The sequence below is a fragment of the Pseudomonas sp. HMWF006 genome, from assembly GCF_003061205.1.
Lineage (GTDB): Bacteria > Pseudomonadota > Gammaproteobacteria > Pseudomonadales > Pseudomonadaceae > Aquipseudomonas > Aquipseudomonas monsensis.
Genome location: NZ_QAIU01000481.1, coordinates 1 through 3,099, shown reverse-complemented (window position 1 = coordinate 3,099; position 3,099 = coordinate 1). Strand labels below are relative to the sequence as shown.

Genomic DNA, 3,099 nt, shown 5'->3' with positions numbered 1-3,099 from the left:
GTGATGATCAGGCTGTTGGCGTCGGCCAGGGCTTTTTGCAGATCGCTCTGCTGGGTCGAACGATCGGTGAGGATCTGTTCCAACTGCTGGATCGATTCCTTGGGAAAGCGCTGCGCCACCGGCACCACGGCGGAGGCCTTGAGGCGCGTCAATTCGCGGGTGTTCTCGACAGTCTGCTTCGGCGCGCTTGCCAGTTGCTGTTTGAGGTCGATCAGCTTCTGTTCATAGTCACGCTGGTTGTTCAACTGATTGAGCGTGTTCTGCAGGACGGTTTGCAGGGTCTTTTTATCGGCGTCCGGCAGTTTGCTGTCGGCGAGTTTGTCCAGGCTGGCCTGCACGGCTTCGCTGGACGGCGGTTCGGCGGCATACAGCGGCCCGACGGAAAGACTCAGGCCCAGCAGGGCCGCGAAAAAGAAAGAGCGCAGGGTAGGCATAGAGACCGGTCAAGCAAGTGAGAGTGGACGCAGTTTAGAGGAAGAGACCGGGACCCGGGCGACTTCCTTCGGGGAATCTGACGCCCACTTTGCCGATCTTGTTCCCGTCCATGACCGCGACCGTCCAGTGAGTGTTGTTCCACTCCACCTGGTCGCCGACGATTGGTGCACCACCGACCTTGTGGGCAATGAACGCACCGAGGGTCATGTCCGGATCGATGCCGTCGGCCGGCAACCCGTAAAGCGCTGCAACCGCTTTAAGCTGGGCGTCTCCTTCGAGTACAAAGTCGCCGAAGAAGCGCAGATCCAGACCGCGTTGCGGTGCCTGGCTGAACAGTTTGCCGAGGGCCGGCAAGTTGTGTTCATGGCCGATAACACACAACAAATCATCGACTTCCAGCACCGTGCTACCCGACGGATGGAGCAGTTGCTGGCCGCGAAACAGGGCGGCGATGCGCGTGCCTTCGGGCATTTTCAGTTCACGCAGGGGCGAACCGATGCACCATTTCTCGGCGCCGAGCTTGTAAACGAACAGCTCCCACTCGCTGGTGATGTGCACCTCCAGTGCGGAACGCGAGATCGGCGCCGGCTCCGGCGGTACCGTCACCTTCAACAGCTTGGCCACCCACGGCAGGCTCGTGCCCTGCACCAGCAGCGACACCAGCACGATGAAAAACGCGAGGTTGAAGTACAGCTGCGCATTCGGCAGCCCGGCCATCAACGGGAACACCGCGAGAATGATCGGCACCGCGCCGCGCAGGCCGACCCAGGAAATAAAGGCTTTCTCGCGGCCGTGGAACGCCTTGAACGGCAGCAGGCCGACGACCACCGACAGCGGCCGGGCGAACAGAATCATCCACAGCGCCAGACCCAGTGCCGGCAGGGCGATCGGCAGTAAATCATGCGGCGTGACCAGCAGCCCCAGCACGAGGAACATGCCGATCTGCGCCAGCCACGCCATGCCGTCGAGCATGTGCAGAATGCCGTGACGGCTGCGCACCGGGCGGTTGCCGATCACCAGGCCACACAGATAAACAGCGAGGAAGCCGCTGCCATGCAGGGCGTTGGTCAGAGCGAACACCACCAGACCGCCAGCGATCACCAGAATCGGGTACAGGCCGGTGGCGAGGTTGATCCGGTTGACCAGTTGCAACATCAACCAGCCGCCACCGAGGCCGATCACGCCACCGATGCCGAACTCGCGGATCAGGTGGGTCAACAGGCTCCAGTGCAGGCCGGTCTGGCCGCTGGCGAGCATGTCGATCAGGGTCACGGTGAGGAACACCGCCATCGGGTCGTTGCTGCCGGACTCGATTTCCAGGCTGGCGGTCACCCGTTCGTTGAGTCCCTTGCCGCCGAGCAGCGAGAACACCGCTGCGGCGTCCGTGGAGCCGACGATGGCGCCGATCAGCAGGCCTTGAATCAGATTGAGGTCGAACAGCCACGCCGCTGCCATGCCGGTCAGCCCGGTGGTGATCAATACCCCGACCGTGGCCAGCGACAGCGCCGGCCACAAGGCCACACGGAAACTTGAAACCCGGGTGCGCAAACCACCGTCGAGCAGGATCACTGCCAGGGCGAGGTTGCCGACCAGATAGGCGGTCGGGTAGTTATCGAAAATGATCCCGCCGCCATCGACCCCGGCGGCCATGCCGACCGCAAGGATGATGACCAGAATCGGAATGCCGAGACGCGAAGACAGGGAACTGACAAGAATGCTTGCACCTACCAGCAACGCGCCGATCAAGAACAGGCTGTTGATGGTCGTCGCATTCAAAGGCAGTACTCCAGAAGCGTAAAGACGGGCACAAACTGACCATGCAGTCTGCGTGCCAGCGATTCTAACCTGTTGAAATGTGATGCTGTCAAAAAGCTTTTTACGCTGGGGGATTCGAGGTTTGGGTTCGGCTGGCGATGGTTGCCCTCACCCTAGCCCTCTCCCGGGGGGAGAGGGGACTGATCGAGGTGTCTGGGCGAAGTACATCGACCTGAAAATTCTGAGTCGAACTCAGGTTTGAAAGGCACACAGATCTGCTCCCTCTCACTCTGGGAGAGGAGACTGATCAAGGTGTTTGTGCGAGGTACGCCAACCTGAAAGTCCGGAGTCGAACTCGGATTTTGAAAAGCCTCACCCCAGCCCTCTCCCTCTGGGAGAGGAGGCTGATCAAGGTGTTTGGGCGATGTACGCCGACCTGAAAGTCCGAAGTCGAACTCAGGTTTTGAAAAGCCCCCGATCTGCTCCCTCTCCCTCTGGGAGAGGGCTGGGGTGAGGGTGCTTTTGCTTTTGATCGAGTGAATCAGAGGCTGAACCGCCCAACCATGTTGTTCAAATCCAGCGCCAGACGCGACAGCTCGTTGCTCGCCGCACTGGTCTGATTCGCGCCGGTGGCCGATTGCACCGACAGGTCGCGGATGTTCACCAGGTTGCGATCCACCTCGCGGGCCACTTGTGCCTGCTCTTCGGCGGCGCTGGCGATCACCAGGTTGCGCTCGTTGATCTCGACGATTGCGGTGTTGATGGTGTCCAGCGACATCCCGGCGCCCCGGGCGATGTTCAGTGTCGACTCGGCGCGTTCGGTGCTGTTGCGCATCGAGTCCACCGCGTGTTCGGTGCCGCTCTGAATGCTGCCGATCATCCGCTCGATTTCGCTGGTCGACTGTTGGG

Annotated in this window: 2 protein-coding genes and 1 pseudogene; all 3 read right to left on the bottom strand. The window is 61.1% G+C overall.

What is annotated here, in order from left to right; genetic code table 11:
* Nucleotides 1–434 (bottom strand): annotated as a pseudogene (locus DBR24_RS33095) (mechanosensitive channel MscK); the annotation flags it as partial.
* Nucleotides 435–468: 34 nt separating this feature from the next.
* Nucleotides 469–2,211 carry a potassium/proton antiporter gene (locus DBR24_RS20930; protein ID WP_123470781.1) on the bottom strand — a complete coding sequence of 581 codons (1,743 nt, stop codon included), beginning with the start codon at nucleotides 2,209–2,211 and terminating at the stop codon, nucleotides 469–471.
* A 520-nt stretch (nucleotides 2,212–2,731) separates the two neighbouring features.
* On the bottom strand, nucleotides 2,732–3,099 hold a 368-nt coding region (locus DBR24_RS20925), incomplete at its 5' end, for a methyl-accepting chemotaxis protein (RefSeq protein WP_256591701.1).